At 72.2% G+C, this 26,532-nt stretch carries 24 protein-coding genes and 1 pseudogene; 16 read left to right on the forward strand and 9 right to left on the reverse strand.

Features of this window, described 5'->3' with window-relative positions:
• Positions 1 to 9 precede the first annotated feature (9 nt).
• Positions 10 to 1,398, reverse strand: coding sequence for a WS/DGAT domain-containing protein (locus ABD268_RS10030; RefSeq protein WP_344150896.1), 1,389 nt, complete (start codon positions 1,396 to 1,398; stop codon positions 10 to 12).
• A 137-nt stretch (positions 1,399 to 1,535) separates the two neighbouring features.
• Between ABD268_RS10030 and ABD268_RS10035 the strand changes: the two genes are divergently transcribed.
• Positions 1,536 to 2,306, forward strand: a complete 771-nt coding sequence (locus tag ABD268_RS10035) for a thioesterase family protein (RefSeq protein ID WP_344150899.1) — start codon at positions 1,536 to 1,538, stop codon at positions 2,304 to 2,306.
• A 17-nt stretch (positions 2,307 to 2,323) separates the two neighbouring features.
• Here the strand turns inward: ABD268_RS10035 and ABD268_RS10040 are convergent, their stop codons facing one another.
• The gene (locus ABD268_RS10040) at positions 2,324 to 2,806 is read right to left on the reverse strand and encodes a DUF7144 family membrane protein (protein ID WP_344150902.1); all 483 of its coding nucleotides are present in this window, start codon (positions 2,804 to 2,806) and stop codon (positions 2,324 to 2,326) included.
• 112 nt (positions 2,807 to 2,918) lie between these two features.
• Positions 2,919 to 3,140: a DUF4177 domain-containing protein gene (locus ABD268_RS10045; RefSeq protein WP_344150905.1), complete on the reverse strand. Its 222-nt coding sequence runs from the start codon at positions 3,138 to 3,140 to the stop codon at positions 2,919 to 2,921.
• A 177-nt stretch (positions 3,141 to 3,317) separates the two neighbouring features.
• Here ABD268_RS10045 and ABD268_RS10050 point away from each other — a divergent pair, with 177 nt between their 5' ends.
• The 9 genes from ABD268_RS10050 to ABD268_RS10090 all read left to right on the forward strand — a co-directional run bounded on the left by ABD268_RS10050 (position 3,318) and on the right by ABD268_RS10090 (position 14,748).
• On the forward strand, positions 3,318 to 4,016 hold the full coding sequence (locus tag ABD268_RS10050) for a response regulator transcription factor (RefSeq protein ID WP_344150908.1): 699 nt from the start codon (positions 3,318 to 3,320) through the stop codon (positions 4,014 to 4,016).
• A complete protein-coding gene (locus ABD268_RS10055; protein WP_344150911.1) occupies positions 4,013 to 6,589 on the forward strand; it encodes a DUF4153 domain-containing protein in 2,577 nt (858 codons plus the stop codon). The genes ABD268_RS10050 and ABD268_RS10055 overlap by 4 nt, the downstream gene beginning before the upstream one ends.
• Positions 6,590 to 6,747: 158 nt before the next feature.
• Positions 6,748 to 7,923, forward strand: coding sequence for a globin domain-containing protein (locus ABD268_RS10060; RefSeq protein ID WP_344150914.1), 1,176 nt, complete (start codon positions 6,748 to 6,750; stop codon positions 7,921 to 7,923).
• Positions 7,920 to 8,642: a DivIVA domain-containing protein gene (locus ABD268_RS10065; protein ID WP_344150917.1), complete on the forward strand. Its 723-nt coding sequence runs from the start codon at positions 7,920 to 7,922 to the stop codon at positions 8,640 to 8,642. The genes ABD268_RS10060 and ABD268_RS10065 overlap by 4 nt, the downstream gene beginning before the upstream one ends.
• Positions 8,643 to 8,735: 93 nt before the next feature.
• Positions 8,736 to 10,019 carry a multicopper oxidase domain-containing protein gene (locus ABD268_RS10070; protein WP_344150919.1) on the forward strand — a complete coding sequence of 428 codons (1,284 nt, stop codon included), beginning with the start codon at positions 8,736 to 8,738 and terminating at the stop codon, positions 10,017 to 10,019.
• 51 nt (positions 10,020 to 10,070) lie between these two features.
• Positions 10,071 to 11,453, forward strand: a complete 1,383-nt coding sequence (gene hglS, locus ABD268_RS10075) for a 2-oxoadipate dioxygenase/decarboxylase (RefSeq protein WP_344150922.1) — start codon at positions 10,071 to 10,073, stop codon at positions 11,451 to 11,453.
• On the forward strand, positions 11,450 to 12,613 hold the full coding sequence (locus ABD268_RS10080) for an NAD(P)/FAD-dependent oxidoreductase (RefSeq protein WP_344150925.1): 1,164 nt from the start codon (positions 11,450 to 11,452) through the stop codon (positions 12,611 to 12,613). The genes hglS and ABD268_RS10080 overlap by 4 nt, the downstream gene beginning before the upstream one ends.
• Before the next feature lie 29 nt (positions 12,614 to 12,642).
• Positions 12,643 to 14,178, forward strand: coding sequence for an L-piperidine-6-carboxylate dehydrogenase (amaB, locus tag ABD268_RS10085; RefSeq protein WP_344150928.1), 1,536 nt, complete (start codon positions 12,643 to 12,645; stop codon positions 14,176 to 14,178).
• A 78-nt stretch (positions 14,179 to 14,256) separates the two neighbouring features.
• On the forward strand, positions 14,257 to 14,748 hold the full coding sequence (locus tag ABD268_RS10090; protein WP_344150931.1) for a nitroreductase/quinone reductase family protein: 492 nt from the start codon (positions 14,257 to 14,259) through the stop codon (positions 14,746 to 14,748).
• 5 nt (positions 14,749 to 14,753) lie between these two features.
• Here ABD268_RS10090 and ABD268_RS10095 read toward each other — a convergent pair whose 3' ends face one another.
• Positions 14,754 to 15,026, reverse strand: coding sequence for a hypothetical protein (locus tag ABD268_RS10095; protein WP_344150934.1), 273 nt, complete (start codon positions 15,024 to 15,026; stop codon positions 14,754 to 14,756).
• Between the two features lie 20 nt (positions 15,027 to 15,046).
• Between ABD268_RS10095 and ABD268_RS10100 the strand changes: the two genes are divergently transcribed.
• On the forward strand, positions 15,047 to 15,388 hold the full coding sequence (locus tag ABD268_RS10100; RefSeq protein WP_344150937.1) for a DUF1801 domain-containing protein: 342 nt from the start codon (positions 15,047 to 15,049) through the stop codon (positions 15,386 to 15,388).
• 24 nt (positions 15,389 to 15,412) lie between these two features.
• Here the strand turns inward: ABD268_RS10100 and ABD268_RS10110 are convergent.
• Positions 15,413 to 16,092 (reverse strand): annotated as a pseudogene (locus ABD268_RS10110) (cation diffusion facilitator family transporter).
• A gap of 131 nt (positions 16,093 to 16,223) precedes the next feature.
• Between ABD268_RS10110 and ABD268_RS10115 the strand changes: the two are divergent.
• Positions 16,224 to 16,403 (forward strand): hypothetical protein, encoded by a 180-nt coding sequence (locus ABD268_RS10115; RefSeq protein WP_344150946.1) that lies wholly within the window; start codon positions 16,224 to 16,226, stop codon positions 16,401 to 16,403.
• Positions 16,404 to 16,570: 167 nt separating this feature from the next.
• Here ABD268_RS10115 and ABD268_RS10120 read toward each other — a convergent pair whose 3' ends face one another.
• Positions 16,571 to 17,545, reverse strand: coding sequence for a uracil-DNA glycosylase (locus tag ABD268_RS10120; RefSeq protein WP_344150949.1), 975 nt, complete (start codon positions 17,543 to 17,545; stop codon positions 16,571 to 16,573).
• A 671-nt stretch (positions 17,546 to 18,216) separates the two neighbouring features.
• On the opposite strand from ABD268_RS10120, the gene ABD268_RS22820 reads away from it, so the two are divergent.
• Positions 18,217 to 18,348 carry a dihydrofolate reductase family protein gene (locus tag ABD268_RS22820; protein WP_425573709.1) on the forward strand — a complete coding sequence of 44 codons (132 nt, stop codon included), beginning with the start codon at positions 18,217 to 18,219 and terminating at the stop codon, positions 18,346 to 18,348.
• Positions 18,349 to 18,486: 138 nt separating this feature from the next.
• On the opposite strand, the gene ABD268_RS10130 is transcribed toward ABD268_RS22820, so the two are convergent.
• Positions 18,487 to 19,281: a methyltransferase family protein gene (locus ABD268_RS10130; protein WP_344150955.1), complete on the reverse strand. Its 795-nt coding sequence runs from the start codon at positions 19,279 to 19,281 to the stop codon at positions 18,487 to 18,489.
• Positions 19,282 to 19,410: 129 nt separating this feature from the next.
• Between ABD268_RS10130 and ABD268_RS10135 the strand changes: the two genes are divergently transcribed.
• The 3 genes from ABD268_RS10135 (at position 19,411) to ABD268_RS10145 (ending at position 22,321) form a co-directional block, all read left to right on the forward strand.
• Complete coding sequence (locus tag ABD268_RS10135; RefSeq protein ID WP_344150958.1) at positions 19,411 to 20,433, forward strand: alpha/beta fold hydrolase; 1,023 nt, start codon at positions 19,411 to 19,413, stop codon at positions 20,431 to 20,433.
• Positions 20,434 to 20,643: 210 nt separating this feature from the next.
• The gene (locus ABD268_RS10140) at positions 20,644 to 21,069 is read left to right on the forward strand and encodes an ester cyclase (RefSeq protein ID WP_344150961.1); all 426 of its coding nucleotides are present in this window, start codon (positions 20,644 to 20,646) and stop codon (positions 21,067 to 21,069) included.
• Positions 21,070 to 21,109: 40 nt separating this feature from the next.
• Positions 21,110 to 22,321, forward strand: a complete 1,212-nt coding sequence (locus tag ABD268_RS10145; RefSeq protein ID WP_344150964.1) for a DUF480 domain-containing protein — start codon at positions 21,110 to 21,112, stop codon at positions 22,319 to 22,321.
• Between the two features lie 25 nt (positions 22,322 to 22,346).
• Here ABD268_RS10145 and ABD268_RS10150 read toward each other — a convergent pair whose 3' ends face one another.
• Positions 22,347 to 25,433 (reverse strand): ATP-binding protein, encoded by a 3,087-nt coding sequence (locus tag ABD268_RS10150; protein WP_344150967.1) that lies wholly within the window; start codon positions 25,431 to 25,433, stop codon positions 22,347 to 22,349.
• 30 nt (positions 25,434 to 25,463) lie between these two features.
• Entirely contained in the window at positions 25,464 to 26,333 is an 870-nt protein-coding gene (locus ABD268_RS10155) for a phosphatidylinositol-specific phospholipase C/glycerophosphodiester phosphodiesterase family protein (protein WP_344150969.1), read from the reverse strand.
• Positions 26,334 to 26,532 lie beyond the last annotated feature (199 nt).

Below are 26,532 nucleotides of genomic sequence, written 5' to 3' on the forward strand. Positions count from 1 at the left end.
GTTGTCTCGTCAGCCGGACCGGGCCGTGAGGCGCCGGAACGCGTCGGCGAAGCCGTCGACGATCTGCTCGTGCTCGGGCACCAGCACGGCGTCGGCGGCGATGCCGACGAACACCTTGCCGTCGTAGCTGTAGATCGTGAAGCTCATGACCTGGTCGGCGGTGAGCGGCGCCCAGCCCATCATCCCCTCGACCTTCTCCCCCGCCACGTACAGCGCCATCGGGGGACCGGGCACGTTGGTCAGCACGCCGACGGCGCGGTTCGCGAGCAGGTCGATCGTGGCCCGGTAGAGCCTCTTGCTCATCCGGGAGATGGCCGCCTGGACACCGAAGTCGACGATGGCCTCGTGACCGCTCTTGATCCGGCCCATCCGGCGCCGGACCACCTCGAGCGTGCGCAGCGGGTCCTCGATGTCCGTGGGCAGCTCGAGCTGCACGAGCGCGAAGCTGTTGCCGAGCACGAGCGGCAGGTCGGGGTCGAACGGCTTCAGGTTGACCGGGACGTCCCAGGTCACGCTGTCGCAGGCGACGTGGTGCGTGTGCAGGTAGGCGCGCAGCGACTCGGCCACGCAGGTGACGAGCACGTCGTTCACGGTGGCGGCGTTGGCGTGCGCCACGGCCTTCACCTCGTCGAGGGGCAGCGGCGGTGACCAGGCGATCGCCTTGTGCGCGCCGACGGTGCCCGTCCACCCGGTGGTGTCGTTGCGCGTGCCGAGGACGAGCTTGCGGGCGGTGTCCATGTCCCCCGGCAGGGCGGAGAGCAGCGACCCGGACAGCGTCACGACGCTGTGGGCAGCCCCGACCGGGTTCGTCACCGCGCCCCGGGCCAGGCGCAGCGACCTGCTCGCCACGCTCGTCCCCTGCGACCGCGCCGGGCCGGCCGGCGAGGGGTGGTCCTGCCGGCGTTCCATCCGCTCGCCGGCGACGGCACCGTCGGGCGTGGCGTCGAAGACGCTCAGGGCCAGCTGCACCATGCGGATGCCGTCGGCGATGGCATGGTGCCCACGGAACAGCACGGCGCTGCCGCCGTGGAAACCGTCCACGAGGACGGCCCTCCACAGGGGCTCGCGCCGGTCGAGCGGCACGGTGCGCTGCGAGGCGATCAGGTCCTGCAGCTCGGCGTCGCCGCCGGGCTCGGGCAGCACCACCTGCTCGTACCGCGCCTCGAGGTCGGCGTCCGGCTGCTCCTCCCAGTACCAGGCCCCGTCCTCGCCGCGGACCACCACGCTGCGGAAGACGGGGTAGCGGTCCCAGAGCCGTTCCCGGGCCACGTCCCGGTAGCGGTCCCAGTCGATGGGGGCGGCCGTCCAGAAGAGGCTGTCGACCACCATCAGGTTGCCGGGCTTGTCCATCTCCAGCCACAGCGCGTCCTGCACGCCCAGCTTCTGCCGTTCACCCATGACCGCTCGCTCACGCCGTAGTGGATGCCTCATGTTCGACAACGCGCCACCCGTCCGGCAGGGGCGAACGTCACGAGCCGACGGGCGCGAGGATGCTGGAGCCACCTGACTCGACACCCCGACGACCCCGGAGACCCATGTCCTACTTCAAGCGGACCGGCGAGCACACCTTCCACGCGACCGAGCACGTCAGCGGAGCGTGGGACCCGGACTTCCAGCACATCGCCCCCGCCCTCGGCCTCCTCGTGCACGCCGTCGAGGGCGACCGGGACCGGCGCCGCGGCGACGGCCTCGTCCTCGGACGGCTGTCCTACGACATCCTCGGCACGGTCCCCGTGGACGGGTTCGAGATCAGGGTCGACGTCGTGCGTCCGGGCCGCACCATCGAGCTCGTCGAGGCGCGGTTGAGCCACCACGGCCGGGACGCCGTGCTCCTGCGGGCCTGGCTCCTGCAGGCCCGGGACACCACCCACCTCGGATCCAGCCTCCTGCCCCCGATCGCGCCGCCCGCGGAGATGACGTCGTGGGACCCCACGACCGTGTGGCCGGGCGGCTTCATCGCCTCGGCCGAGGTCCGGCGCGACCAGGTCGAGCCCGGGCGCGCGTCGTTCTGGGTCCGCACCGACGTGCCACTCCTCGAGGACGAGGAGGCGAGCGCCCTCGCCGGCGCCGCGGGCCTCTTCGACATCGCCAACGGCATGACCGTGCTGGCGTGCCCCCAGGACGTCGCCTTCCCGAACATCGACCTGACCGCCCACCTGTTCGCCGAGCCACGGGGCGGCTGGCTCGGCTTCGACACGACGGTCTCCTTCGGCCCCGGAGGGCTCGGCCTCACCAGCAGCGTCCTCCACGACGTCGGTGGACCCATCGGGACCCTGTCGCAGGCCCTGACGGTCCGTCCCGGCTGACCGTCCGGTGGGCGGCGCTACCTGCGGTCCCGGATCGCACCGCCGTGGACGGTCAGAGCCAGGACGATGAGGACGTCCAGGCCGATCACCAGGGCCGACCAGAAGGGGTACGCCGCGAGGAAGCCGAAGTTGACGATCGCGCTGGTGCAGGCGATGACCGTGCCCACGACGCGCGCCCACATCGTCCCGGCGAGCAGGAAGGCACCGGTGAGGACCGCCAGGGCGCCGACGAGGACGAGCACCCAGCCCCACGTCGTGAAGCTGACGTCCACGGCCAGGTCGGCCGTGCGGCCCGGGTAGTAGTCGTCGCGGACCAGGGCGACGATGCCCTGGACGAGGTGGAACGAGCCGGCCAGCATCAGCATCAGGGCCGCGAACGTCATCCAGCCGGCCCAACCGGTGTAGTCGGAGGCCATGGCCTGCGGGCTCCGGGCGGGGCGCGGGGCGTGGGCGGACTGGGCCAGCTGGGCCGCCTGCCTCTGGGTCGCGTAGTCGGTCATCGGCCTGCCTCCCGGTTCGGACCTGGTGCGACTCAGCCTGTGCCCGACCCCTGCCGGCCGCATCACCCGGCGCGGACGACCTGCGCCGCGCCCGTCCCGGACGGAGGCCGCGCTAGTCGGCCGCCGGCCGCTCGAAGATCAGCTCGTAGAACCGTGAGGCACCGAACGCAGCCACACCCGGGGCGAAGATCTGCACGAGTCGCCAGCCGTCGCGCGCGTGCTGGTGCACGACGTCCTGGTAGACCTCGGCCTTCCGCGCCTGGTCGGCGACCCCGAAGACCGCCGAGGCGCGGGTCTCCCCGAGCCGCACGAACTCGTACTCGTAGGTGGTCATGACTGATCCCCCTTCACGGGTCGCCGATCTTCATGCTGGGTCGCGAGGTCGGCACCGCGACAAGGGGCATTCGTCCCGCGTGGGCCGCCGGCAGCCGTCAGCCGGCCCGGCAGACCTGCACAGAACCTTCACGAGTCGTCCCCCACTCCCGACCACTCCGGCTCCTAGGCTCGCGCCATGCCAGTCAGCGCAGCGACCTCCAGGATCCTCGTCGTCGAGGACGACCCGGTGATCAACCAGGCGGTCACCGACCGGCTGCAGGGCTCGGGGTACGACGTCGTCCAGGCGTGGGACGGGCCGGCCGCGGTCACGCTGTGCGCGGACGCCGCGCCGGACCTGGTCGTCCTGGACGTGATGCTTCCCGGGTTCGACGGCCACGAGGTGTGCCGGCGGATCCAGGCCGAGCGTCCGGTCCCGGTGCTCATGCTGACGGCACGCGACGACGAGGCAGACCTGCTGGTGGGGCTCGGCGTCGGCGCCGACGACTACCTCACCAAGCCGTTCCGGATGCGGGAGCTGGTGGCCCGGGTCGCCGCGCTCCTGCGGCGGGTCGAGCGGGCCCGGGAAATGGCCGCCCACTCCCCCACCGACCTGGGCGACCTGCGGGTCGAGGCGGCCTCTCGCCGGGTCTGGGTCACCGACGCGGAGGTGCACCTGACCCCGACCGAGTTCGACCTGCTCCTGTGCCTGGCCGGCACCCCGGGCACCGTCTGGACCCGCGACAACCTCTACGCCGAGGTCTGGGGGTGGCCGGGCGCCTCCGGGACCCGGACCGTCGACAGCCACGTCAAGGCGCTGCGCGCCAAGATCGGTGCCGACCGGGTGCGCACCGTGCACGGCGTCGGCTACGCGCTCGAGCCGGGGAGCACCACGTGAGCAGCCCGTTGCTGGACCAGGTCACCTCTGTCAAGGTCAAGCTCGGGCTGCTCGTCGCGGCCAGCGTCACGGTGGCCTCGGTCGTCGCCGCGATCGGCGCCGGCGGCGGGGTGCCGTTCTGGCTCAGCGTCCCGGTCACCGTGGCCCTGGCCCTCGGGGTGACCCAGCTGCTGGCCGTGGGGATGACCTCGCCCCTGCGCGAGATGACTGCCGCGGCCCGCCGGATGGCCCGGGGCGACTACTCCGGCCGGGTGACCGCGACCTCGAGCGACGAGGTGGGCGAGCTGGCCCGGGCCTTCAACCGGATGGCCGAGGAGCTGGCCGCCGTCGACCGCCAGCGCCGCGAGCTGGTGGCGAACGTGAGCCACGAGCTCCGCACGCCGCTCGCGGCCCTGTGCGCCGTGCTCGAGAACCTCGTCGACGGGGTCGCCGAACCGGATCCCGGGACCCTGCGGACGGCGCTCGCCCAGGCAGAACGACTCGCCGCCCTTGCCGGCGACCTGCTCGACCTCGCCCGGGTGGACGCCGGCAAGGCGCCGTTGTCCACCACACGGGTGCCGGTCCCGGAGCTGCTGGAGCGCGCCGTGGCCGAGGCCCGCGTGGCCGGTCGTGAGGTGCGGTACGACGTCCGCGTCACGCCCCCCGGGCTCACGGTCGCGGCCGACCCGGCGCGGCTCCACCAGCTGGTCGCCAACCTGCTCGACAACGCCTCCCGCCACAGCCCCGCCAACGGGCTCGTCCGGATCACCGCGCACGACACGGCGACGGGCTGGCGGCTGGAGGTCGCCGACGAGGGGCCCGGCATCCCCGCCCCCGACCGGGACCACGTCTTCGAGCGGTTCGGGACGCTGTCCGAGGCCGACGGCGGCGGCGGCACCGGCCTGGGCCTCGCGATCGCCCGCTGGGTGACGGACCTCCACGGCGGCAGCATCCACGTCGTCGAGCCCGATCCGGGCGCCTCCGGCGCCCGGATCCGCGTCGAGCTCCCGCAGGAGCCACGGCAGCACACCGACGTACCCCGGAGCCCCCAGGAGCCAGTCATGACGAACCCGGTCCCCACCTCCGCCGTACCGGCTCACGCGGCGACGCCGTCCACCGAGCCCGAGCCCGCGATGGACGCGCTGTTCGGCAGGTTCTGGCCGGACGCCGGCGTTCCCGGAAACGCGCGGGCGGTGCTGTACAGCCTCGGGGTGGGCCTGCTGGCCGGAGTCGTGCTGCCCTTCCGGGACCTCGGGCTCGGCACGTTCGCGGTGCTCATGGCGGCCGGAGGCGTGACCCTCGCCTCCAGCGCCCACCGCCGGTCCCCCTTCACCCTCGCCTGTGCCGCGCTGTGCGCCCTCCTGGCGGCCACCGTGGTCGTCCGCGACGCCGACTGGATCGTGGTCCTGTGCCTCCTGGCGGGTGGTGCGGTCTGCGTGGCCGGGCTCGTGAACGGCCGCACCCTGCCCGCCTTCGTGCTGGCCGGGATCGCCTGGCCGCTCGCCGGGCTGCGCGGGTTGCCGTGGCTGGCTCGCTCCGCGCGCGCCACGACCGGTCTCGGGAGCAGCGCCGCGGCGCTGCGCACCGCGATCTGGTCGCTGCTCGGGGTGGTCGTCTTCGGGCTGCTGTTCGCCTCCGCCGACGCGGTCTTCGCGGAGTGGGCCGGCGCGGTCGTCCCGGATCTGCGGCTCGACTCGTTCGTGCTGCGGGCGTTCCTCACCGTCGCGGTGGGCGGCGTGGTGCTGGCGGCGACGTACCTCGCCCTGAACCCGCCCGTCGTCGAGCCGACCGCGGGACCGCCGCGGCCCGTCGCGCACCGCTACGAGTGGCTGGCCCCGGTGCTCCTGGTCGACGGCGTCTTCCTGGTGTTCCTGGCCGCGCAGGCGACCGTGATCTTCGGCGGTCACGACTACCTCGAGCGCACCACGGGGCTCACCTACGCCGAGTACGTCCACCAGGGGTTCGGCCAGCTCACGGTCGCCACGGCCCTCACCCTGCTCGTGGTGTGGGCGGCCGCGCGCAAGGCTCCGCGCGCGACGGGCGCGGACCGGGTCTGGCTGCGTGGGTCGCTCGGCCTGCTCTGCGTGCTGACCCTGGTCGTGGTCGTGTCCGCGCTGTACCGGATGCACGTCTACCAGGAGGCCTACGGCTTCACCCGGCTGCGCCTGCTGGTCGACGTGTTCGAGAGCTGGTTGGGGCTGCTGGTGCTCGGGGTGCTCGCGGCGGGGCTGCCGCTGCGGGCGGCCTGGCTGCCGCGCACCGCCCTGCTCAGCGGCGCCGGACTCCTGCTCGCGCTGGCCGCGGTCAACCCGGACGCCTGGATCGCGCAGCACAACCTGGACCGGTACGACGCGACCGGCAAGGTCGACTGGTCCTACCTCCAGGGGCTCTCCGCGGACGCGGTGCCCGTGCTCGCCAGCCTGCCGGACGACGTGGTCGGGTGCGCGCTGGCGGGGCACGAGCCCGGCACCGACGACTGGCTGGAGCTCAACCTCGGGAGGCATCGCGCCGAGACCGTGATGCGGGGCGTGTCCGGGGTCGAATCGGGGCAATCCGAAAAAAGATGTTTCGAGGCCGGTTTGCTGGGTAGGTAGGTGTCGGGAGAAGACGGGGGCATGAGGAGTTGGAGGGCTCTTTTGTCAACGTACTACCCGACGGCTGACGCCGCCGGCCACCGGTTGCACGCTTGGTCCGTCTTCGGGCCACCCGTCGACAGATGCGAGGGGTTGGTCGGTCGGGACGGATAGCCACGATGGATACAGCTGCCCTGCAACGCAGTTGGGACCAGGTGACGAGGCACGGGCACGACGTTGCCCTGCACTTCTACTCGCACCTCTTCGTGTCCCACCCCGAGGTACGACCGATGTTCCCGCTCGCCATGTCGCACCAGCGGGACAAGTTCGTGAGCGTGCTCGGACGCGTCGTCAGCCACGTCGACCAGCTCGAGAACGATGCGAGCTACCTGGCTCATCTCGGTCGTGACCACCGCAAGTACGCGGTCATCATGGAGCACTACAACGCGGTCGGCGCCTCGCTGTTCGCGACCCTGAGACACTTCCTCGGAGACCAGTGGGACGAGAACCTCGCCGCGGACTGGGCCGCGGCGTACCAGGTGATCGCGAGGATCATGTTCGAGGCGGCCGACACGGCCGCCGAGACCAGCCCGGACTGGTGGGACGCCGACGTGGTGTCGGTCGAGCGCCGGATGATGGACCTGACGCTGGTCCGGGTCCAGCCCCGACGCGAGCTGCCCTACCTGCCCGGCCAGTCGGTGTCCATGGAGATCCCGCAGCGCCCCCGGATGTGGCGCTACTTCAGCCCTGCCAACGCCCCGCGCCGGGACGGATCGATCGACCTCCAGGTCCAGCAGATCGACGGCGGGCAGGTGAGCACGGCCCTGGTCCGGACCCTGAAGGCCGGCGACACGGTGAAGCTCGGAGCGCCGGTCGGCGACCGCCTGACGCGCAAGGACCACGACACCACCGACCTGCTCATGGTCGCGGGAGGAACGGGCCTGGCTCCGCTGCGGGCCGTCCTCGAGCAGACCGACCGTGAGTGGCAGCGGTACGGCGCCGCCCCGCGCGTGCACCTGCTCCACGGGGTGCGGATGCCCTGGCACCTGCACGACCGCGCACGCCTGCGGGACCTGGCGAACGACCGCCCCTGGTTCGACTACACCGAGGTCGTCTCGGACGACCCGTCCTACCCGGGCACCCGCGGGAAGGTCGGCACGATCGCGGCGCGGCAGGACCTGATGGGCCGCACGGCCATGGTCTGCGGCGGTCCGCAGATGGTCGCGCACACCCTCGAGCAGCTGACCGCCGCGGGCATGGCCCCCGAGAACATCAAGTACGAGCACTTCTACTACGCGGCCGCGAGTGAGCACAGCCCGCAGGCCGTCCTCAGCAGGTCGGGAGACAACCAGTGACGAACAACGTGAAGTACCGATCGCCCGCGTCCATCCGCAACGAGGACTTCCCGCGGCGGATGCGAGGACTCGACGCGGACCAGGTCTACGAGTACCTCGACCTCCTCGCCGACCAGGTGGAGGCCGCGGACGGCGAGCGACGCGCGATGCGTGAGGAGAACGAGCGCCTACAGGCCGAGCTGCAGCGGCTGCGCTCGGAGATGGCCGAGCTCGAGGGCGCGGGCGACCGCGTCAACGGGCAGGTCGTGGAGCTGCTCAGCCAGGCGCAGCTGGTGGCCGAGGAGATGGTCGAGGACGTCAGCCGGGACGCCCGGGACAGGCTGGGTCAGGCACGCGAGCAGGAGCGCAAGATCCTCGAGGAGGCCATGGAGACCGCGGAGCGGACCCGCCGGGACGCGGAGGCCCTGATCCGGTGGACCGCACCGGGCGCCGGGGGCGGCTCGGGCGACGGCACGCGCGGGCACGAGGCCGGTCGGCACTCGGCTCCCGACGTCGCCGCGGCGGCCGCCGAGCTCGAGCAGGTCCGGTCCTTCGCGCGCGCGGCCCAGGCGCAGATGCAGTCGATCATGGAGTCGTTCTCCTCCGAGGTGGGTCGGCTCGGGGCCCCTCCGCAGATGAGCGAGTCCGGCCTCTCGGTGGCCCACCAGAACGGCTCCGGCGCCTACGACGTGAAGGGGCACGGGGAGCCACGGAGGAACGCCCGGGACCCCTGGGCCTGACCGGTGCGGAAGCCCAGCCGCCGCCGAGCATCCGAGCTCAGGGCGGCAACGACCACGCGCGCCCGGAGCCGGCGTACGGCGACCCTCGCCTCGGTGCTCGCCCTGGCGGTCGCGGTCGTCGCGGGAGTCGCCTGGAGCCGGGTCGGCGGCGTGGAGCCGACCGGGCGGACGACGTACGTCACCGTGTCCATGACCCACATGCGCTACTCACAGCCGACCATCGAGGTCCCGGCCGGCAACCGGCTCGTGATCAGCCTGCGCAACGACGACGAGGACATGGTCCACGACCTGGTCCTGGAGACCGGTGAGAAGAGTGGCCGGCTCGGGCCGGGCGAGTCGACCCGGATGGACGTGGGGGTCGTCGAGCACGACGTCGCGGGGTGGTGCTCGATCTCGGGCCACCGGCAGATGGGAATGACCCTGGACATCGTGGCGACCGGGTCCGATGCCGAGCCGGCTTCCGGTGACTCGACGACGACGTCGGAGGGCGACGCCGCGGACGACCTGGACCTGCTGGGTGATCCCGGGTCCGACGTCACGCCGTACGACGCCGCGCTGCCGCGGCTGCACCAGCTCGACAAGGGCGAGGTGCACCGGATGGACCTGACCATCTCCGAGGAGGAGAAGGAGGTGGCACCCGGGGTCCGGCAGAAGGTGTGGACCTTCGGCGGCTCCGCGCCCGGACCCGTCCTGCACGGCGAGGTCGGCGACACCTTCGTGGTCACGGTGACCAACAAGGGCAGCGAGGCGCACGGGATCGACTTCCATGCCGGTTCGCTCGCCCCCGACGAGGTGATGCGCCCCATCCCGCCGGGCGAGTCACTGGTCTACCGCTTCACCGCCACCCGGGCGGGGATCTGGATGTACCACTGCTCGTCGATGCCGATGTCGGTCCACATCGCCAACGGCATGTTCGGCGCCGTGGTGATCGAGCCCCCCGACCTGCCGGAGGTGGACCGCAGCTACGTCCTGGTCCAGTCGGAGCAGTACTTCGGCCCCCAGGACGGGAGCGCCGACCCGGAGAAGGTGGCGGGCGAGCAGCCCGACACGGTGGTCTTCAACGGCTACCCCAACCAGTACGACCACAGCCCGCTGCGGGCGAGGGTCGGTGAGCGGGTCCGGATGTGGGTGCTCGATGCCGGCCCGAGCCGCGGCACCGCCTTCCACGTCGTCGGCACCCAGTTCGACACGGTCTACTCCGAGGGCTCCTACCTGCTGGACCACGGCGACGGCGGCAGCCAGGCCCTTGCCCTGGCGCCCGCGCAGGGCGGCTTCGTGGAGATGACCTTCCCGGAGCCGGGGCACTACCCGTTCGTCTCGCACGTGATGATCGACGCCGAGCGCGGCGCGCACGGGCTCTTCGCGGTCACCAGGTAGCAGCGCCGCCGAAGCGCGACACGGGTCGGTCCGGCGAGCGAGGATGGGCGCATGACGCCCGTCGACACGACGTCCCTGCGCGCCGAGCTCGCGGCCCGGCTGTCGCTGCTCTACGGCGCCGAGGTGCCGGCGTACACCACGCTGGTCGAGGTCTCCCACGAGGTGAACCGTCGCGTCCTCGAGCGCGACGGCGCGGCGGCCGAGCGGCTCGGCAGCATCGAGCGGGTCACCGCCGAACGGCACGGCGCGATCCGCGTCGGAAGTCCCGAGGAGATGGCCCAGGTCGCCCGCGTCTTCGGGGCGCTGGGGATGCGACCCACCGGCTTCTACGACCTGCGGGACGCGCACCCGCAGCCGATCCCGGTGGTCTCGACCGCGTTCCGGCCGATCGACCGCGACGAGCTGGCCCGGAACCCGTTCCGGATCTTCACCTCGATGCTGGTGCCGGAGGACCGCCGGTTCTTCGACGCCGATCTGGAGCAGCGGCTGAAGGCGTTCATCGGCGCCCGTCGACTGTTCCCGGACGAGCTCCTGGAGCTCGCCGACAGGGCGGAGGCCGGAGGAGGCCTGGATCGGCCCGACGCGGACCGGTTCCTCGACCTCGCCTCCGGGGCGTTCGCCCTCTCCCCCGAACCGGTGGACCGGGCCTGGTACGCCGAGCTCGCGCGGGTCTCCGGCGTCGCCGCCGACATCGGCGGCGTGACGACCACGCACATCAACCACCTGACCCCGCGCGTCCTCGACATCGACGACCTGTACCGGAGCATGCAGGCGCGCGGCATCGCCATGATCGACCGGATCCAGGGCCCGCCGCGGTGGGAGGGCCCCGACGTGCTGCTGCGGCAGACCTCGTTCCGCGCACTCGACGAGCCCCGGCTGTTCCGCGACCCCGACGGGAGCGTCTCCGAGGGTGCGTTGCGGGTGCGGTTCGGCGAGGTCGAGGCCCGTGGCATCGCGCTGACACCGGCCGGCCGCGACCTGTACGACGCCGCCGTGGTGGCCGTGGACCAGCGAGCCGGCGCCGACGCCCGGGACCGCGACGAGGTCGCGGTCGAGGTGTGGCGGGACCTGATGCCGCCGACCGAGCGCGACCTGCGGGAGCGGGGCCTGGGCTTCTTCACCTACCGGGTCCGGGACGACCGACCGGCCGGAGCACCGCCGGGGTCGCCCGCCGAGCTCGTCGACGGTGGCTGGCTGGAGCCCGAACCGATCGTCTACGAGGACTTCCTGCCCCGCTCCGCTGCCGGGATCTTCGCCTCGAACCTCGCCGACGGCGGCGTGGTGGCCGACGCGCAGGGTGGCGCCGAGCGCGACGCCGACTGGCTCGCCGAGCGCCTCGGGCGCTCGGTCAGCTCCCCCGAGGAGCTCTACCGGGCCGAGAGCGCCGCGTCCCTGGAGGCGGCCGGGCGCCGGCTCGGCGTGGACCTGCCATGACAGCGCACCGCACGCTGCCGGGCGCCGCCGACGTGGTGATCGTCGGTGGCGGCGTCATCGGCCTCAGCACGGCGTACCACCTGGCCCGGGCCGGGGTGGATCGGGTGGTGCTCCTGGAGCGCGACGGCTTCGGCAGCGGCTCGACCTGCAAGGCGGCCGGCGGGGTCCGGGCGAACTTCTCCGACGAGGTCAACGTGGTCCTGGGCCTGCGCAGCCTCGAGGCGTTCGAGACCTTCGCCGCCGACCTCGACCAGGAGATCGACCTCCACCAGCCCGGCTACCTCTTCCTGATCGACAACGAGACCGACCTGGAGCTGTTCCGCGCCAGCCGCGAGCTGCACCGCTCCCGGGGCATCGTGAGTGAGCTCCTCGATCCGGAGGAGGCACGACGGCTCTCCCCCCTGATCTCGACCGAGGGCCTGCTCGCCGGGCTCCACACCCCGCGGGACGGCCACTGCACGCCGGAGTCGGTCGTGCTCGGCTACACCCGGGCCGCTCGACGCGCGGGCGCGACGCTGGTGTCCGGCTGCGAGGTCACCGGCATCGCGACCGAGGGCGACCGGATCACCTGCGTGAGCACGACGGGCGGCGACATCTCGACCGGGCACGTGATCTGCGCGGCCGGCGCCTGGTCACGCCACATCGGCACGATGGTCGGCGTCGACCTCCCGGTCACGCCCCTGCGCCGACAGCTGGTCGTCACCGAACCCGTCCCCGGCCTCGGTCTGGACCTGCCGTTCACGATCGACTTCACGACCTCGATGTACTTCCACAAGGAGGGCCCGGGGCTGCTGCTGGGGATGCCGGAGAAGGCGGACTCCTGGTCCTTCGACCTGACCCGGACCACCGAGTGGCTCGTCGAGCTGGCGGAGGCGATGCAGCGGCGTACGCCGTCGCTGGGCGACGTCGGCCTCACCCGGGGCTGGGCCGGGCTCTACGAGATGACCCCGGACCACAACGCCCTCATCGGCCGCGCCTCCTCTGTCCCCGGCTTCTGGTACGCCACCGGGTTCTCCGGCCACGGCTTCCTCATGGGTCCCGCCGTGGGCGAGGTCATGCGTGACCTCTACCTGGGCCACACTCCCTTCGTCGACGTCAGTGGCCTGAGCGCCGACCGGTTCCGGGGCAGTGACGTCCGCCCCGAGATCAACGTCGTCTGACCCGCTTCACCCACCCGCAAGGAGTACTCATGTCCCGCACCGAGATCCCCGGCTCCGACGTCCTGGGCCCCCAGGCACTGGCCGCGGCCCGACGCTGCGGTGTCGAGGTCGACGCCGTCACCGGCGAGGCCGCGCACCGCTCCCCCGTCAACGGCGCCTCCCTGGGCGGCGTCCGCTGGAGCTCACCGGCCGAGGTCGACACCGCCGTGACCCGCGCCCACGAGGCCTTCCTCGCCTGGCGCCGGACCCCGGCGCCGGCGCGGGGAGCGGTGGTGAAGCGCTTCGGCGAGCTGCTGACCCAGCACAAGGCAGACCTGGGCGAGCTGATCAGCCTGGAGGTCGGCAAGATCACCTCCGAGGCGCTCGGTGAGGTGCAGGAGATGATCGACATCTGCGACTTCGCGGTCGGTCTTTCCCGGCAGCTGTACGGCCGCACCACGGTGTCCGAGCGGCCCGGCCACCGGCTGATGGAGACCTGGCACCCGCTGGGCGTGGTCGGGGTGATCAGTGCCTTCAACTTCCCGGCCGCCGTGTGGTCGTGGAACACCGCGATCGCGCTGGTCTGCGGCGACGCCGTCATCTGGAAGCCCTCGGAGCAGGCTCCGCTGACGGCCTGGTCCTGCGCGGCCCTGCTCGACCGGGCCCTGGTCGAGCACGGAGCACCACCAGCCGTCTCCCAGGTGGTCGTGGGCGGACCCGAGATCGGCGAGGAGCTCGTCGACCACTCCGGCGTGGCGCTGGTGAGTGCGACCGGGTCCACCCGGATGGGCCGGACGGTGGGCCCGCGGGTCGCCAACCGCTTCGGCCGGTCCCTGCTCGAGCTCGACGGCAACAACGCCGCGATCGTCGCACCCTCGGCCGACCTCGATCTGACCCTGCGCGGCGTGGTGTTCGCGGCGGCGGGCACGGCAGGTCAGCGCTGCACCACGATGCGGAGGGTCATCGCCCACCGCAGCATCGCCGGGCAGCTCACCGAGCGGCTGGCCGCGGCGTACGCCCGGTTGCCGATCGGCAACCCGATGGCCGAGGGGACCCTGGTGGGCCCGCTGGTCCACGGGGCGGCGTACGAGGCGATGACCAAGGCGATCTCGCGCGCCGAGAGCGAGGGCGGCCGGGTCGTGGCCGGCGGCGAGCGCGTGCTGGCCGAGGCGGCCGAGCAGGCGTTCTACGTGCAGCCGACGATCCTCACCATGCCCGACCAGACCGAGGTGGTCCGGTCCGAGACCTTCGCCCCCCTGCTCTACGTGATGACGTACGACGAATTCGACGAGGCCATCGCCCTCAACAACGCCGTGCCGCAGGGGCTCTCCTCCTCGGTCTTCACCTCCGACCAGGCCGAGGCCGAGCTGTTCGTCTCCGCCGAGGGCTCCGACTGCGGCATCGTCAACGTCAACATCGGCACCTCGGGGGCCGAGATCGGCGGCGCGTTCGGTGGCGAGAAGGAGACCGGTGGCGGCCGGGAGTCGGGTTCGGACGCGTGGCGCGCCTACATGCGACGGGCGACGAACACGATCAACTACTCCGGTGAGCTGCCGCTCGCGCAGGGCGTCGACTTCTCGGTCTGACCGACCGGCGACCGACCAGCGGCTGCGCCGGACCTCTGGCCCTGACCGGGCGCACCGCGGAGGGGTCACGATGTGGCCGTGACGAAGGATCCTGAGGCGGGCGCAGGGGCAACTCGTGGTCGGCCGGCACGGCTCCCGCCGCGGTGGTTCGTGCAGGCCTTCTGGCACGGCCACCGTGCGCTGGTGCGCGCGACCCGCGGCCGGTTCGGCCTGTGGCGGCCGAAGCCGGGCGGATGGGGCACGTTGCGGCTCACCACGACGGGCCGACGCACCGGGAGGACACGGCAGGTCGTCGTCGGCTACTTCGTCGACGGCCCCGACCTGGTGACGATGGCGATGAACGGGTGGGGTCCGGCCGAACCCGCCTGGTGGCTGAACCTGCAGGACCATCCCGACGCCATCGTCCAGACCCGCGACGGCGTACGACCGGTCCACGCGCGTCGCGCCGAGGGAGCCGAGCGCGAGCGGCTGTGGTCCCGCTGGGCCGAGATCGACGACAACCTCGACGACTACGCCGCACGGCGACCGACCGAGACCGCGGTGGTGGTCCTCGAGCCACGCGACGCCTGACGCTGCTACCCCAGGGTGCCGCCGACGTAGAACGCCGCCACCAGGGCGGCCGTGGCCACGACCGCGCCGACGAGCATCCCGACGCCGAACCGGTGCCACTCCGGGACCGCCCACAGCATGCACGCGACCAGGGCCACGGCGATGCCCGCGACCGCGATCCCGAGCAGCAGGTCGTTGACCCAGGCGGCGAAGACCAGGCTGCCGGCGACGACGCCCATCAGTACGCCGGCGGCAGGGCCCGCCGGCCTGCTTCCCACCACCCGAAGTGTCTCCCTCACGACTCGATTATGGTCTCCGGGTGAGCGATGACTGGAGGTCCGTGACGGTCGAGAGGGCGCGATCCCTGATCCTGGGGGCCGCTCCCGACATCGTCGAGGAGGCCAAGTGGCGCAAGGCGTCGAACCCCGACGGTGTCCCGACCTTCTCCTGCGACGGCCTCGTCTGCACGGTCGAGACCTACAAGGACCAGGTGAAGCTCACGTTCGCCAAGGGCGCTTCGCTCGACGACCCGTCCGGGCTGTTCAACGCCAGCCTTGATGCCGGCACGCGCCGCGCCATCGATCTCCACGAGGGGGACGTGCTCGACGAGACCAGCTTCGCCGAGCTGGTCCGGGAGGCCGTCGCCCGCAACCGGGCCTGAGGCCGCGCCGTCAGGCGATGGGGGTCAGGCGTGTCGGATGGTCTGCCAGGACTCCCAGGTCGCGTGCAGGATCAGGGCGGTGATCACCAGGCCGATGACGGGGTCCGCGATCGGGAACCCGAGGGCGATGAAGATGGTGCCGGCGATGATGCCGCCGCTGACGTAGCCGTCGGCGCGGGCGTGGTTGCCGTCGGCGATCAGGGCGGGTGAGTCCAACCGCTTGCCGGCTCGCCAGCGGATGACGGCGGCGATCTCGTTGCCCAGCACCCCGATGACGCCGGCCAGCAGCAGGCCCACAGGTGGGTCGGCGTCTGGGGGTGCAGGAACCGGTGGACGACCTCGACCAGGGCGAGTACCGCGCTCGCGAGGATGACGGTGACGATGCAGTAGCCGGCCCACCGCTCTGCGCGGCGGCTGCGCAGGAGGAAGGCGATGCCGAGGGGGATGGCGGTCAGTGCGTCCCCGCCGTTGTGGATGACGTCGGTCAGCAGGGCGACGCTGTCGCTGAGCAGGTACACCAGGAGCTGGGCGACGGTGGCGACCAGCAGCACGACCAGGCTGAGCGTGACGGCCCTGACGCCGGCCCGGGAGCGAACGATGGACGCGTCGACCAGTCCGTGGGAGTGCCCGTGATGGCTCTCGTCGTGGTCATGGCCGTGGGACTCCTCGCCGACATGTCCGGTGCCGGGGTGTGGGTCGCTCACGGGCCTGAGTATCTGCGTGGCCGTGCAGGTGGGCAATCTGTGCCGGACTGTCCCGGGGCCATGGCGAACACCCCATTGCTCTGATTACCGTGGAGGAGTCTCGACCGGCAGGGCCGCGGGAGGTGGGCCACGTGAATCGAACCAGCGCACGGTGGTTCCTCGTCGCGTTTGCCGTGATCGGGGTCCTGACCGTCATCGAGGGCATCAACGACGGCTTCACCGTCCTCAACTGGGTCGTGGTCGCGGTGAGCGTCCTGTTCGCCGGCCAGGCGGCGTGGACCCTCGCGCGCGACAGGTCGTCCCGCGCGTGATCCTCACGAGCAGCCCGGACTGACAGGCCTCCTTCATCACAGCTGATTCAGTCGCGGAGAACTGAACGCCTACGTGTACCGCTGAGGCGTGAGGTGGCCACTGCGGTCCGTGCTCTGGATGCTGCACGCGAAGGCCCCGGCCCACCCTACTGGTCGGTCTGATGCGCTCAGCCAGAGTCGGCGTTGGACCAGTCGATAGGTGGCAGGCCAACTTCGCCGAGCAATTCGTTGGTCCTCGAGAAAGGCTTGGTGCCGAAGAACCCGCGGTAGGCAGACAGCGGCGAGGGGTGGGCGGCCTCGATCACCCTGTGGCGGGGGTTCTGGATGAGCTTCTTCTTCCTACGTGCGTCCTTCCCCCACAGGATGAAAACCACGCGCTGGTCCTTGTGGTCGAGCCCGCTGATCACCGCGTTGGTGAAGGTCTCCCACCCTTGGCGGCGATGTGATCCGGCCTTGCCCGCACCCACCGTGAGGGTCGTGTTGAGGAGCAGGACGCCTTGTCTCGCCCATCCCTCCAGGCTGCCACTCGACAGCTCCGCGCCCACATCGGACTTGAGCTCCTTGAGGATGTTGACGAGAGACGGTGGCTTCTTGGTGAGGTTGTCGGGCACCGAGAAGCACAGTCCGTGCGCCTGACCAGGTCCGTGGTACGGGTCCTGGCCCAGGATGACGACGCGAGTGACGTCGTACGGGGACAGCTCGAAGGCTTTGAACACCTGTTGGGCTGGCGGGTACACCGGGTGGTCGGCGCGTGCAGCGTCGACGTACTCCATCAGCTTCGGCCAGTACGGCTCGTAGGGCTCGTCGCTCAGCACCTCGCTCCAGTCCGAGGGCAGTCCGGCTGCCTCTGCCCGGGTCTCAGCCCCGACCCATTCCGTCTCGCCGGGCAATCCGGAGATCTCGTACACATCGCCGTGGTTGGGCACGATGAGCACGCTGCCACCGACGAGCGGCTCGCCGGTGACCAGCGGATCGACGTAGTTGACGATCCAGAGCCCCCACTTCAGATTGCGGAAGCTCATGGTCGGGTCGGCGACCGGACCGGTGTCGCCGCGAGTCTGCAAGTACGCGTTGGCACGCTCGATGGCCTCCCCCAGAGGCAACACCCACCCGACAGGTTCGGAGGGGAGATGATCACGCATGGCTACCTTCCTCCGCTCCGTCTTGGCGAGGAGAGAGCGAGCCCTGCTTGTCGCGACCGAAGGTCAACTCCGCCGTGGTAAGCGCGTCCGTCGTCCGTGCGCGCCCTTCCCCGCTGGGCGCAGACCTGGCCGATGACGCGGCTGCGCGCCGCGGAATCCTCCGATGCTCCATGTTCATGGGCTCCTCTTCCCCGACCCCGCGTCGACACCGGAACTGTTGGTGAGAGACGTAGATGTCCGGTTCTGTCGTGTCTACGTCTCTCAAGTCTGAATCCCGGACCCGACAGTAGTGTCCGCACCCGACACGACCAGCCCGCGCCGATGAGTTCTGCAGCCCGGCGTGGTCTACGTTGACCCGACGTCGAGCACCCCGAGGAGTGCACCGTGGCCAGGATCGTGTCGAACTTCTTCATCTCGATGGACGGCGTCGTGGAGCGGCCGGACCAGTGGCACTTCCCGTACTTCGACGACGAGATGGGCCGGGTCGTCGGCTCGGGCATGGAGACGCAGCAGACGTTCCTCATGGGCCACAGGCTGTACGGCGAGTGGTCGGCGTACTGGCCGGGCCAGGGTGACGAGGTCCCGTTCGCCTCGCACATCAACCAGATGCCGAAGTACGTCCTGTCCCACGAGGACTTCGAGCCGACCTGCTCGACGAGCTCGCACTGCTCGTGCACCCGATCGCCGTCGGCACCGGTCAGCGGCTCTTCGAGAACACCGGGACCGTGCCCCTCGAGCTCCTGGAGAGCCGCACGCTGCAGACCGGCGTGATGCTGGTCCGCTACGCACCCGCCGTCTCCTGACCGGCCCGGCGGAGAGCCGGACGGTTCACCTGCGGACGCGGTAGCGCAGGCGAAGGACCCGGTTGCCGGGGACGACGACGTACGGGTCGGTCCCCGGCACGCTTCTTCGCCTCCTCGACCGCGGCGGCGACGTCTTACTCATCGGGGCTTCGTCGCGTGCTGGGGTCGGAGACGAGGGACGAACCGCGGCGTGACGGCTGCGTACGCGGAGTACTGCGGCAGCGACCGGGTCAGGTCCCGCTCCTCCAGCCGCACGCCGACCAGGACGTAGGCGCAGCCGAGCCCGGCGAAGAGCAGGTGCCCGACCGTCATCGTGGGGGCGGCCAGGAAGGCAGGGAAGAAGCCGAGCATCATCGGGTGTCGAACCAACCGATGCGGCAGCGGCAGGGCGAACGCCGGGGCCTGCTCGGCGAGTCCGCGCAGGTGGCGCGCGACCTGGCGGAGGCCGACGAGGTCGAGGTGGTCGATCGCGAAGGTCATCGCCAAGACCCACAACCACCCGACCGCGCAGAGCGCCCAGAGCAGCACCCCAGCACCCGGGCTCGGCACGTCCCAGACCACGCCCGGAATCGGGCGCCACTGCCAGCACAGCAGCGCCAGCACCGCCGAGGCGGCGAGCACGTAGGTGGAGCGCTCGACGTGCGGGGGCACCACCGAGGTCCAGCGACGCTTGAAGGCGGGACGCGCCATCACGCTGTGCTGGACGGCGAAGAGCCCGAGCAGCGCCACGTCGACCGTCACTGCCACGGCGGCTCCGGCGGAGGGTCCCCCGTGGTCGACGGTGCGGGGAACGGCGACGTCGGCGAGGAAGGCGACGGCGTACCCGAAGACCGCCAGGAAGGCGAGGTAGCAGATCAGTGCGTACCCGGCGGCCAGGACCGCCCTCACCGTGGCGCGGGTCCTGACCTCGTTCGTCTGTGCGGTGGTGACCATGCACCCAGCCTCGGCCCCGCGCGGCGCCGGTGTCAGGCGGGGAACTACCCCACCTGACGACTTCGGACGGCTGGCGCCCTCCCCGACGGTTGCCGCACGCTGGAGCCAGCCGACCGGAGGGAGACGCGGGTGCAGCAGCGACTGGCCACGACCCGCACGGACCACGGGGTGCAGGTTGCCTACGCGAGCGCCGGGCACGGGCGACCCCTGCTGTTCGTGGGCGGCTGGCTCAGCCACCTGGAGCTCAGCTGGGCGCTCCCGGCCGAGCGCCAGATGCTCGAGGGCCTGGGGCAGGGTCGCACCCTGCTGCGCTACGACCGGCCGGGGTGCGGCCTCTCGGACCGTACGTCGCCCGTCGAGCCGTCGCCCGACAGCGAGCTCGACGCGGTCGCCGCCGTCCTGGTCGCCGCGGGCATCGAGCGCACGGACGTCGTGGCCAGCTCGCTCGGCGTACCGCTGATGGTCGAGTGGGCGGCGCGGCATCCGGGGACGGTCGACCGTCTCGTGCTGTACGGCGGCTGGGCCCGCGGAGCGGACCTCGGGACGACCGAGCTCCGGGAGCACGTCATCGGGCTGGTGGCCGCCAGCTGGGGCCTGGGCGCCGACGTGCTGACCGACATCTTCGCGCCCGAGGCGTCGGCCGGGACCCGCGCGGCCCTGAGCACCTACCAGCGCGAGGCATCCTCGCCGGAGACCGCCGCTGCACTGCTGCGGCTGTGCTACCGGATCGACGTCACCGAGTCGCTGGGCCGCGTGCGCTCCCCCACCCTGGTGGTCCATCGCGAGCAGGACCGGGCGGCTCCGCTGGCACAGGCCCAGCTGATCGCCTCGACGGTCCCTCGCGCCCGGCTGCAGGTGCTGCCGGGACGGTCGCACCTGCCGTTCGTCGGCGACGCCGGGCTGCTGGTCGGCACCATTCGGACCTTCCTCGGCCTCCCGGTCGACGTCCCGACCACGGCGCCGAGCCTGACCCCACGGCAGCGGGAGGTCGCCGGCCTGGTCGCGGACGGTCTCACGAACCGCGAGATCGGCCGGCGCCTCGGGATCGATGAACGCTCGGCCGAGGGCCACCTCGAGCGCATCCGCCTCCGCCTCGGCGTCCGCTCCCGTGCCCAGGTCGCCGCCTGGTGGGTGGCGACCACCCACGACTGATCCGGCCGGCGCCGAGACCACCGGTCTGGCCGTGCCGGCGCCGATCTGGACAGGAGGAACCCGGCGGGTCGACGATGACTAGAACGCTCCCGCCCTCGGCTCCGGAAGCTTCGGGGGGCGGGTTCATCGCGCGTCACCCCGGCGCTCCGCCCCTCGCAGAACATCGACAAGGCATGGCCGACCGGGCCTGCCGCGACGCGAGGAGGACAGATGGACAACGTGGCGACGATGAACCGCATGTTCGAGCTGCTCAACGAGGGCGACATCGACGGGTTCGGCGACCTGTTGACGGAGGACTTCGTCGAGCACGAGGAGACTCCTGGACTGGAGCCCACCAAGGAGGGGGTCAAGCAGCTCTTCCACATGTACCGGGCCGCCTTCCCGGACCTGCGCATGGACGCGGAGGAGCTCCTCCCGAGCGGGGACAAGGTCGTCGGCCGCATCAGGGCGACGGGCACGCACACGGGCGAAGGCTTCCTGGGCCTGCCCGCGACCGGCAAGCAGGTCAGCATCCAGCTGATCGACATCATCCGGTTCGACGATGACGGACGTGCCTGCGAGCACTGGGGGGTCCAGGACGAGCTGAGCTTGATGCAGCAGCTGGGCGCGATCCCGGCCGTGGCGCCGCCCGCGTGATCGGACCGTCGAGCACCGCAGGGGATCTACAGTCGGCAGGGTGACGGAGCTCCCTGTCCTGGAACCCGACGAGCAGCGCATCCTCGGCAGCCTGCTGGAGAAGCAGTCCACCGTGCCGGCTTCGTATCCGCTCACTGCCAACGCGCTGCGGGCTGCCTGCAACCAGACCAGCAACCGGGAGCCGGTCGTCGAGTACGACGAGCAGGTCGTCGCGCACACCGCACGGGCGCTCAAGGAGCGGGGGCTGCTGCGGATCGTGTGGTCCGACACCGGGCGGCGGACGCTGAAGTACCACCAGACCCTCGATGAGCGGCTGGAGCTCGAGCCGGACGAGCGAGCCCTCCTGACCGTGCTCCTGCTCCGGGGGTCGCAGACGCCCGGCGAGCTGCGCACGCGCACCGAGCGGTTGCACCCCTTCGCCGACCGGGGACAGGTCGAGGCCTGCCTGCGCCGGATGGCCGGTCGACCTCGGCCACTGGTGCGGGAGCTCGAGCGTCGGCCCGGGCAGCACGACCGGCGCTGGGTCCACCTCCTCGGACCGGTCCCCCAGGAGGCTGCTACCGCGGGTGCTGCCGCCGTCGATCGGGACGCGGTGATCGCGGGCGGTGCGGACGTGCGTGACGACCGCGTGCGGGCGTCGTACGACGCCGTCGCCACCGCCTACGCCGACCAGCTCGTGGACGAGCTGCGCGGACTGCCGTTCGAGACCTGGCTGCTGGACCGGGTGCTCGCGCACGCGGACGGGAACCCCGTGGTCGAGGTCGGCGCGGGGCCGGGGCACGTCACGGCGTACCTGGCCGACGGAGGCGCCGAGGCGACGGGGATCGATGTCTCGCCTGCGATGGTGGGCGAGGCGCGCCGACGATTCCCGGGTGGAAGCTTCGAGGTCGGCGACCTGCGGCGACTCAGCCGTCCCGCCGCGAGCTCGGGCTGGGCCGCGGTGCTGGGGTGGTACTCGCTCGTCCACCTGGCGGCCTCCGAGCTGCCCGAGGCGATCGCGGCCCTGGTCCGCCCCCTCAGCCCCGGCGGATGGCTGGTCCTCGGCCTGCACGCCGGGACCGAGGTCCGCCATCTCGACGAGTGGTTCGGCCACGAGGTCGACCTCGACTTCGTGCTGCACGAGCCGGCCTCCGTGGTCGGGGTCGTGGAGGCCGCCGGCCTCGTCGAGGTCGAGTGGTACCTGCGCGGGCCCGTGACCGCGAGAGGTGAGACGACCCAGCGGCTCTACGTCATCGGTCGCCGGCCGACGTAGCCGCGGTTGCGGCCGACCGGTGAGGTCACTCGACCGCCGGGATGGTCGCCACCGCCCCCAGGTCGACGAGGGTCTTGCGTCCCTCGTCCCGCTGCGCGGGATCGGCGGCGCCGGCCAGGACGACCGCTCGCTCGTAGCGTTCCCCGATCCGTGCCCAGGCCGCAGCGGCTTCGGCGGTGTGCCCCGCGAGCGTCGGCGCCCATGGACCCGGAGGGTCGGGAGGTGCTGCGATCGGCACGTCGGCCCGGCGAAGGTAGGCCGTGAGCTCGGCCGCGACCCCGGCGTACCCCTCGGCCGTCACCCGACGCAGGGCGTCCGTCACGGCGGGTGTGGCCTCGGCCAGTGATCCGTCGAGCCACCCCAGCTCCGCGGCGGCGACCTCGAGGACCCCGGTGACGAAGGGGCTCTGCGTCCGGCGCCGGTCCGCTGCTGCCGCGGCCAGGATCGCACCCGCCTGCGGCTCTCCTCGACGGGCCAGCAGCCGGGCCAGGATGCTGCGCGCCAAGGGGGCCATGATGCCGGGCTCGCCCGGTTCGCGGAGCAGCTCCTCGAGCTCGTCCACCGCGGAGTCCCAGGCCCCACTCGACGCTCGGGCTGCGGCCCGGGTCAGACGCAGCCGGTACCGGCCCGCGAAGAACTCGCACTCCTCCGCCAGGGTCAGCCCCGTCGCCACCAGGCGCTCGACGTCCACGGGGCGTCCGGCGCGGAAGGCGGAGCCGGCGGCATTGACCAGGCAGCGCACACGTGTCTCGATCCGGGGGTCGCTGACCGCCAGCTCCACGGCCTGCTCGAGGTCCTCGAAACCGCTGAGGTCGCCGCGCGACATCCGGGCTTCGCCCCGGTAGCACAGCGACCGCGCGACCAGCTCCGGCCTCTCGAGGTCGAGAGCGATGGCCAGGGCCTCGATCGCAGCCTGCTCGGAGACGGTCGACGGCTGGGCGACGACCGAGACGGACGGCAGGTTGCTGTGCGCGCGGGCCAGCTCGGTCAGGGCCGCCGCCAGGCGCGCCCGGTCACCCTCACGCCGCGACACGTCGACGGCCCGCTGCGCCGCCCTGCGCGCCTCTTCCGGCCCCCGCGCGAACATCGCCGCCCGCGCCAGCACCGGAAGGGCGTCCATGAGCACGGACCGGTCGCCGGCACGGTCCGCCAGGGTCACCGCGGTCTCTGCACAGGTGAACGCTGCCTCGAAGCGGTTCACGACGTACGACGAGTAGCTCCGCTCCCACCAGAGCCTCGCCGTCAGGTGGTCGGGCAGGGTGTGCGAGCTCTCCAGGACCAGACGGAGGATCTCCGCACACTGGCGGTGCGCCCCCTGGCGCGCCGCCTCCGCGGCTGCCTCCGGACCGATCGTCACCAGTTCCTCGTCACGCCCTCCGAGTGCCGCGTGGTGGACCAGCCGGGCCCGGGACGCCCCCGGAACGTCGAGGAGCACGTCGAGGACCTCGCGGTGGGCGGCCCGTCGCTCCGTGGCGGTGAGCGACGACTCCACGGCCCGCCGGGCCAGCTCGTGGCGGAAGGAGAGGCCGTCGGGATCCCCCAGCAGGACGCCCGACGCCTCTGCCTCGACGAGCGTCTCGCTGCCGGAGGTGAGGGCCTCGGCGAGCCACCTCTCAGCGGTTCCGGGGACCACGCTGAGCTTCCGCAACAGCTCGCGGACCTCGGGTTGCAGGACGGCGATCCGTCCCAGGACGGCGTCGCGCACCGTGACGGGGACCGCGTCGACGCCGGCCGCGACGACCTCGGTGACGAAGAACGGGTTCCCTCCGGTGATCCGGTGCACCTCGGCGGCCTCGTCGTCGCTGAAGCCGCCGAGGTCCCGGACAGCCGCCACGGAGAGGGCCCCGAGCGGCAGCCGCACGACGTGCTCGCCGAGCAGCGTCCCGAGAAGTCGCGTCAACGGGTGGTCGCCGGCGAGGCCGCTGCTGCGGAAGGTCGCGACCAGGACGACCGGGATGTTCGCGACCCGGCGAGCGAGGTACCTCATGGCGTCGAGCGTCGCGTCGTCCGCCCAGTGGAGGTCCTCGACCACGGCGACGGACGGCCCCCGGCCCAGGAACGCCAGGAGAGCGGGAAGCACCTCCGGCATCGTCCCGGCCTCGACGACGGCGCGGAGGCCCGAGTCGCGCGCGGCCGGCTCCGCGGCCATGTCCTGGAAGGGCCCGAGGCTCCGTGGCGCCACCAGGTCGTCGCAACCGCCGACATGCACGGTCACGTCAGCCGCGAGACCGTCGATGAAGGCCCGGACCAGCGCGGACTTGCCCACCCCGGCCTCACCGGAGACCAGCACGACAGTCCCGCGACCCGACTCCGAGGCTGCGGACACGCACGCGCGCAGTGACTCGAGCTCGCGGCTGCGCTCGAACAGCGCATTCGCTGGCGGGACGCCGAGCCTGGCCGGTGCGAGTTCCTCGTCACGTGTGTCCAGCGCCAGCAGGGCGTCGCGCAGTGCGAGCGCGCCCGAACCGGGCGCGACCTGCAGCTCCTCCGCGAGCACCCGCTCCATCGAGGAGAAGGCCCGCAGACCGGCGGCGCGGTCGCCACGACGCAGGGCCGACCGCAGCAACCCCAGGTGCGCCGCCTCGTTCACGGGGTCGAGCCTCAGCAGCTCCTCCCACAGCCCCGCCGCAGCCAACAGCTCGGCCACCAACGCCTGATGACGTTCGCGGTGGTCCTCGACCCACTCCTCCAACGAGTCGGGAAGGAGGCGGGGCGGCTGGTCCCCCACCAGGCGCGCGCAGGCACGGGAGTCGGGTGGACGCTGGTCGAGCGCCCTGCGGGCCGCCGCCTCGAACTCCACGGCGTCGACCCTGAGCCGGTGTCCCGCGGCCAGGGTGACGACGTCATGGCGCAGCTCGAGGACCCCCGGGGCGGGTCCGAGCGCCTTGCGCGCGAAGTGAGCTGCCTTGTGGAGCCGTGGCAACGCCTGGTCCAGCGGGAGGTCCGGCCACAGTGCGTGCATCACGCGCTCACGGTGCAGACGGGCACCCGGTGTGAGGGCGAGGAGCTGGATGAGCTCAGCCGACTTGCGTCGGTGCCAGGCCGCTCCGTCGACAGGCACACCGTCCAGCCGGACGGAGAACCCGTCGAGGAGCCGCACATCGACGTCCACTCACCCATGCTAGTGAGCAGCCTGCGAGGGTCAGCGCGAGAGGAACCTCTCGAGGCCCCCGAGGTCATCGGTGTTGATCTGGTCGACGCCGGCCTGGACGAGCTGCCGCCAGATGGCGGCGCGGGCCGGACCGGGCTCGTCCGGAGTCTCCCAGAAGCGCAGGCGGAACCCGTCGGCGTGGGCCGTGGCCACGAGGTCGCGCAGCCTCTGCTTCTCCCCGGCGGGCATCGGGCCGTTCCCGTCCCAGGTGAACGTCCTGGTCCAGTCCACGCTCACCAGCGGCACGAGGGACGCCGGCTCGTGGCTGAGCAGGTCGCTGAGCCGCCCGTCGTAGCCGGCGTACCGCAGGGGCTGGGCCGCCATCATCGCCCGGTCCCGACGGCCGGTGACGACCGCGGTCACCGCCCGGCGATGGGTCTGGTCACCGGTGTAGCTGGTCATCAGCCCGGGGTGCCTGCGCAGGGCGCGGTCGAGCGCGGCGTACGTCGGCCCCGCCTTCGACTTGACGTCGATGAGGAGCTCGAGGCTGCCGTGCCAGCCCGGGTAGATGCTGTCGCCGTTCATCCACTGGAGCCGCTCGAGCGGCGAGAGGTAGAGCCGCTCGAGGGACCGGACCGGGAGCACGTCGTCGCGGTCGTGGGCGACCAGCAGCTTGCCGTCGACGAGCCAGACATCGGCCTCGATGCTGGTGAATCCGTGGTCCAGGGCGTCGAGGAGCGGCCACGCGTGGTCGTAGTCGTTGTGGGCGTGGGCCAACGGGAGGGGTCGGACGTCCTCGTCCCCGACCTGGTGGAGCCGTTCCGGATAGGTCGTGACGAGCCCGTCGACCTCGTCGGCGATCAGCTCGTCCAACGGCCCGACGCCGGCGGCCGCCTGCGTGGCCCCGATGACATCGAGCACGCAACCGACGGTCACGAGGACGGCGACGCCCAGCTCGGCAGCGCGCCGAAGTCGGGATCGGTGTTTCCGGGGGCGGGAGGCTCGGTCGTCGCCCGAGCGCATCACCGGGTGCAGGGTGCGAGGTGGTCGGACCTACCGGCGGGGGCGGGGGCGGGGGGTCCGGCGACCGCCGGTGCCGCCCCGAGAACGTGGTGGAGCA

The organism is Nocardioides koreensis (assembly GCF_039531775.1).
Taxonomy (GTDB): Bacteria; Actinomycetota; Actinomycetes; order Propionibacteriales; family Nocardioidaceae; genus Nocardioides; species Nocardioides koreensis.